General features: G+C 65.6%; 3 protein-coding genes. All 3 read left to right on the top strand.

Going from position 1 to position 6,290, the window contains the following annotated elements; translation table 11 throughout:
• Positions 1-101: 101 nt before the first annotated feature.
• Positions 102-1,808, top strand: a complete 1,707-nt coding sequence (locus LDO41_RS34050) for a ShlB/FhaC/HecB family hemolysin secretion/activation protein (protein ID WP_223995885.1) — start codon at positions 102-104, stop codon at positions 1,806-1,808.
• 11 nt (positions 1,809-1,819) lie between these two features.
• Positions 1,820-2,626 (top strand): peptidylprolyl isomerase, encoded by an 807-nt coding sequence (locus LDO41_RS34055; protein ID WP_223995883.1) that lies wholly within the window; start codon positions 1,820-1,822, stop codon positions 2,624-2,626.
• A 114-nt stretch (positions 2,627-2,740) separates the two neighbouring features.
• A partial coding sequence (locus tag LDO41_RS34060) for a beta strand repeat-containing protein (protein ID WP_223995884.1) occupies positions 2,741-6,290 on the top strand: 3,550 nt, incomplete at its 3' end.

Consider the following 6,290-nt stretch of genomic DNA (forward strand, 5'->3'; position numbering starts at 1 on the left):
GTCTCGGTGGAAAGCCACCTCGGCATGACGTCATGGTTGTGGCGATGAGCCGGCAACACGCGTACCCCGCTCGCCGCCGCGCGGCGGTTGCATGCTGGCTGATGGCGATGGCCGCGCCTGCCATGGCACAGGTGCCGTCGGCAGGCCCGATCCCGCCCGAAGATCCAGCCCAGCGACTGCTGCGCGAGCAGCGGCAGCGCGAGTTGCAGCGCGAGGCTACGCAACCGCCGGCGCAAATCGAAAGCCGGGTACCCGACGCGCCGGACATGCGCGTGGAGGACGTCGTAGAGACCGCCACCACGTTCGAGATCCATCGCATCGAGGTCGAGGGCAACACCGTGTTGTCGGAGGCGGAGATCGCCGCCATCACGACGCCGTTTGTCGGGCATCAGCTCGGCGCGAATCGCATCAATCTTCTGCTGCGTCGCTTTACGGAAGCGTTCGTGGCGCGCGGCTACATCACCACGCGCGCATACCTGGGCCAGCAGAACCTCGCCAGCGGGGTGTTGCGCGTGACTGTGGTGCCGGGCCGCGTGGAAGCGTTTCAACTGAATGGCAGGACGCTGCGCCCCGGATCGCAATGGTGGTTCGATGCATCGGGCGGCGGTTGGGTGACCGATGCGGGAACCGTATGGCAGTTTCCGGCACCTGGCGACACGCTGCGGCTGGCGGACCTCGAGCAGGGCGTCGATCAGATCAACCGGCTACGTCGCAATCGTGCCGAGATGCAGATCCTGCCCGGACAGACTCCCGGTGGCTCGATTGTCGCGCTGGCCAATGAGCCCGGCGATCGCTTCCGCTTCAATGCGGGCGTCGACAACTACGGCAGTCGCGTGACCGGTATCTCGCGTACGCGGCTCGGCATCGATGCGGACAACGCGCTTGGCCTGCAGGAGTCGTTCGGCGTGAGCTACGTCGGCACGCTCGATACCAACGCGGCAGTGGCATCGGCTGCGGTGCCGTTTGGCTACGACACGTTCAGCTACACCGCGTCGCTGTCCGAATACCAGAACACGATTGGTGACACCGCGCTGCTCTATGGCCGCAGCGTCGGCCATACGTTCGGCTGGAATCGCGTGATCTCGCGCAACCAGACCGGCCGTCAGGCGCTGGACCTCACGTTGACCTGGCGCAAGAGCGAGCGCGAGATCAACAACCTGCAGCTCGATCCGCAGCGGCTGACCGTGTTGCGTGCGGCCTGGAGCGGCCTCTGGCGCTTTGCGGCCAGCGGTCAGCAAGGCTATGTCACCGCCGAAGCGGGGTACTCGCGCGGTCTGTCGGCGTTTCACGCGACGCAGGACCCCGGCGATATCCATCGCGACGAGGCCCACGCGCAGTTCAACAAGCTCGATGCCAGCACCACGATGCAGCTGCCGCTACCGCTGCTGGCCAAGCGCGTGCAACTGGCGTGGCGGGCGCAGCTCGTCGGGCAGTGGACCAATGTCGCGCTGTTCGGTTCGGAGCAGATCTTCGCCGGCGGCATGAGCACCGTGCGCGGGTTCAGGGAAGGCGTGATCTCGGGCGACCGTGGTGCGTATCTGCGCAATGAACTCGCATGGGCCAATGCGCCCGCCATCGGCGGGGTTCGCATGGAGCCGTATCTGTTTCTCGACGGAGGCGAGGCGCAATACGTCGCCACGCGGCAATGGCAGGCGGTGGTCGGCACCGGTGCCGGCATTCGGTTGTCCGCGCAATGGGCCGGACAGAGCTTTACCAGCGAACTACTGGTGGGCGCGCCGCTGGCGCAGCCCGCCGCCCTTGGGCCAAAGCGCGGCGTCGTGCTGGCCACCCTGAACTGGATCTATTAGGAGTGCACTCGATGCTTGCCAACTTCAATCGCATGGCCCTTGGCGTTGCCGCCGCCCTGACACTGCAACTGGCGCACGGCGCCACCGTCAACGGCGTGGCGATTCCCGAGGCCGCAATCACTGACACCCTCCGTGCAGCGCAATTGCCCGATACCCCGCCGGCTCGCGAAGCCATCAAGCAGCAGCTGATCGCACGCGAGCTGTTCCGGCAGCAGGCGGCGAAGGACAAGGCATTGGAACAGCGTCCCGATGTGCAGGCATTGCTCAATGAAGCAAGAAATCAAGTGCTGACGCAAGCTTGGCTCAAGGACCATATCAAGCCCGCGCCAGTCAGCGATGCTGAGGTAAGAGCACGCTACGACGCCATCGTCGCGTCGCTTGGTGACAAGGAATACAAGGCGCGCGTGATCGAAGTCGCCGACGATGCCGCGGCGAGCGCCGCGCTCGCCCGTATCAAGGCGGGCGAGGACTTTGGCGCGGTGGCGCAGCAAGTCAGTCTGGCGCCGTCGAAGACCGCGGGTGGCGCGATGGACTGGGTCAGTTTCAAGGTGCCGGCGCAGGAAGGCAAGACGCAGAACCTGCCGATGCCGATCGCGCAGGCCATCGCGTCGTTGCCTGAAGGAGCCATCACACCCGCGCCGGTGGCGCTGGGCGAACGCCGCTACCTGATCAAGGTGGATGCGGTGCGTCCCACGCAGAACCCGCCATTCGATACCGCCGCGCCCGGCATTCGTCAGGCCCTGCAGGCGCAGGCACTGGAACGCGCCACGCTCGCGCTTGTTACCGGCCTGTTGAGCAAGGCCAAGATTACTCAGTAGTTGCCTCAGTAGTTGCGTCAGTAATTGCCACGTGTGTGAACGCTGGGGTGCCTTCGTTGTCGCCCATCCCGCTGCCGCCCATCCCATACCCGCTGTACGAACCACCTGCCCGCAATGACCCAGCAACGCGACCACCAGGCCACGCTGCCCGCGCAACTGCCTTCGACCGAATTGCCTGCCACGCCCATCGACGCCCCGGACCTGTCGCTCGCCGACCGTGGCCGCCGCAGCGTGCTGACGCGTGCCGTGTCGGCGCTCGTCGCCATCACCATGTGGATCGGGCCGATGTCGATCACGCTGCAGCAATCGCGGCAGGCGGCTGGCGTGATCGGCGCGGGCGCGATGCCAACGGATGCGATTGCAGTGCATGGCGGCGCAGTCCGGCAGCGAATTCTGGATTGGGCATTCGCACAGTTGCCGGTGGTGTTGCGCTTCGGGCCGGCGGAGGCAGTGGCCGCGCCCATCACCGATCCCACCGCACCGATCCGATTTACGCCGACGATTTCGGCCACCACGGGACCTGCCGCACCAGCAGGTGGCGTACCGGTAGTCGGTATCACCACGCCTAATGCTCAAGGCATCTCGCTGAACCAGTACCGGTCGTTTGTCGTCGATCCGATTGGCCTGATCCTCAACAACAGCACGACCGGTGGTGGTACGTTCCTCGGCGGTCAGGTGGGCGTCAACGCAAATCTCGCGGCCACGGGGCCGGCGCGGTTGATCGTCAATCAGGTCACCACGAGTGCGCCGGCGCAGATCAATGGCACGGTCGAGGTGTTTGGTGCGACGGCTGGTGTCGTGATTGCCGCGCCGGGCGGCGTCTACACCAACGGCGCGGGCTTTACCAACACGTCGCAGGTCACGTTGACTACGGGTACGCCGCAATGGCTGTCCGCCAGCGGCGCGCCGACGAGTTTCGATGCCGCCGCCACGGCGGGTTACCTCGTGGAAGGCGGTCGCGTGCAGATCGGCAATCCGACGCCTGGGTCGGCCAGCACGGGCATTGAAGGCTCCGTCGGCAACATCAACCTGATTGCGGAATCGATTGGTGTCGACGCGGCGATCAATGCGGGTCGGCAAATCAACCTGATCGCTGGCCGGCAGCTCGTCAAGCCGGAAGGCGACGGCTTCACGACCACGCCCGTTGGCGTCAACAACGCGCCCAGCAATGGTCTGGCCATCGACGCCACGGCATTCGGCGCGATGAATGCGGGTCAGATCCGCATTGTCAGTACCGCAGCCGGCGTGGGTGTACGCGCGGACGGCAATCTTGCCGCCTCCGCGGGCAACCTCACGATCGATGCCGCTGGCAACGTCAGGGTTGGCAGTACATATGCGAAGCAGAACGCGACGCTGAACGCGGCGGGCACGCTCGAGGCGTCGGGCAATGGGCAGGCCGAAACCGGATATACGGTCACCGCGACCGGCGATGTCAAGCTTGGCGGCACGCTCGAGTCGGGCCGTGCGATTGCTGTCACGTCAGGCGGTGCGATTCAAGGCGCGGGTGGCGTCAAGGCGCAGGAGGCGGTCAAGCTCGACGCCGCGACCAATGTCGATGTTGGTGGCGCGGTAAGCGGAGCCTCCATCGTCGTGAAGGCCGCGGGGCAGGACGGCAAGGGAGACATCCGCCTCGGTGGCAACGTGACCTCGCCCGGCACGATTCAGTTGCAAGCGGCGCGCGACACCGTCATCGATGGCAGCGCGGTTTCGGCTGGCGATCTCACTCTCGCGTCGCAGCGCAACCTGACCATTCGCGGCGCGGCGGGCAGTACCAATGGCAATGTCTCGCTGACCGGTGTGGACGGCAGCGTGACGACCACCGGCAACGTGGTCTCGCCCGGCACGCTGAGCGTGTCGGCAGGGACCGACGCCGTTCTCGGCGGACAGTTGATCTCGACGGGACGCCTCGACGTGACCGCGCGCACCGGCAACATCTCCACCACCGGCCAGATCGGCAGCAACGCCGGTGTGGCGCTGACCGCCGCGCAGGACGTGACGGTGGGTGGCAAGGTACAGAGCGCCGCGGACACGTCGATCGTTGCTACCAGTGGGAACGTCAGCGTAAACGGCGCGGTGACTTCCGATCGCGACACGACCGTCGCTGCGGGACGGAATGCTACGGTGTCGGGCAGCCTGTCGAGCGGGGGCAAGTCGAGCGTGACCGCCACCACTGGCTCTGCCACCATCAGCGGCGCGTTGACCAGCATCGGCAACGCCAGTGTCTCCGCCGGGCAGGATACCAAGCTCACCGGCACCACGATGGTCGGTGGCAATCTCGATGCGACGGCAGGCAACACGCTGAACGTCGCGGACCTGACATGGGTGGGCGGCAACGCGACACTGCGCGGCGGCGATATTGCCGTCGGCGCGGCGCCGGGCAAGCAGAACGCCGTCAGCGGTACGCTCGATGCCGCAGCCACGCGTAGTCTGACGCTGACTGGCGATACCACCGCGAACAATGTCAGCCTTGCCGCTGCAAGCATGACGAATCAGGGCGGCACGGTCGCCGTGCGGCAACTCACGGTGGCTGGGGGCACCGTCACCAATACCGGCACGCTGGCAGGCAATGCAGTCACGCTGAGCCTCGCCAATCTCACCAATCGCGGGGTGATCGGTGGACAGGCCGTCAATGGCACTGTTGGCAACGCGTTCGACAACGCCGGCGGATTGTTGTCTGGCGCGCAGGCGCTGACCCTGTCGGTTGGCGCGCTCACCGCAAACCAGGGCGGCACGCTGTTCGCGGGTGACCTCAGTGGCACCAATCCGCTCGCCGGCAATCTCGGCCTCACGGTGTTGGGTGCCAACGGCAGTTTCAACAACGCCGGTGGCCAGATTCTGGCGGGGAACAACCTCACGCTCAGCGCGCCGAACCAGATCTTCGATCCATCGGCCGCCACTACTGGTAGCCTCGATGCCAACGGCACGCTGACGCTCGGAGCGCTTGCTATCAACAACACGGGTACGTGGACGGTGCCCGGCCGCAATGTCGTGCTCAATGCGAGCCAGGGCATCAGCAACAGCGGCACGATCCAGAAAGCAGGCGACCTGTCGCTGGCAACCGGTGGCACGCTAACCAATACGGGACAGATCGTCGGCGGCGCCAATGTATCGCTGGCGGCGGGCAATCTCTCGAACACTGGCACTGTCCACGCCAATGGGGATCTGGCGCTCGACGGCAACGTCACCAATCGCGGTGTGGCCGAGGCGCTGGGCAATCTCGCGATCACGGGCAGCAACTACGACAACACCGGGGCGCGGACGCAAGCCAACGGCACGCTCAAGATCGATATCAGTGGCACGGTCAGCAATGTGGCCGGCGTGATTGGCTCGAACGGCGACATGCATATCGCCGCCGCGACTATCGTCAACGATCGCACGGGACCGGTTGATGGAGGCACTACGTCGGGTAAGGTCACCAACGATGCGTTGCTCGGTACCACGATCATCGGCAATGTTGCGCCATGGGATTACTCGCAGAGCGGCTGCGAATCATGCTCAGGACAGCCGAAACCGGGCACGCCGGTCAATGTCACGTTGGGCGAGATTCGTCATACTCCCGACGGCACGGCGATCGCACCCGAAGTTGGCTATTACCCGTATTCGCCGGGCGGCGAGCAGGGCATCACGTATGTGCCCGCATGGCATCTGATCGACGCCACCAGCA

Source organism: Cupriavidus pampae, from assembly GCF_914271485.1.
Classification (GTDB): Bacteria; Pseudomonadota; Gammaproteobacteria; order Burkholderiales; family Burkholderiaceae; genus Cupriavidus; species Cupriavidus pampae.

Coding starts and splice junctions, on each gene's coding strand:
- LDO41_RS34050 (WP_223995885.1), top strand. CDS start 102: ATGGCGATGGCCGCGCCTGCCATGGCACAGGTGCCGTCGGCAGGCCCG.
- LDO41_RS34055 (WP_223995883.1), top strand. CDS start 1,820: ATGCTTGCCAACTTCAATCGCATGGCCCTTGGCGTTGCCGCCGCCCTG.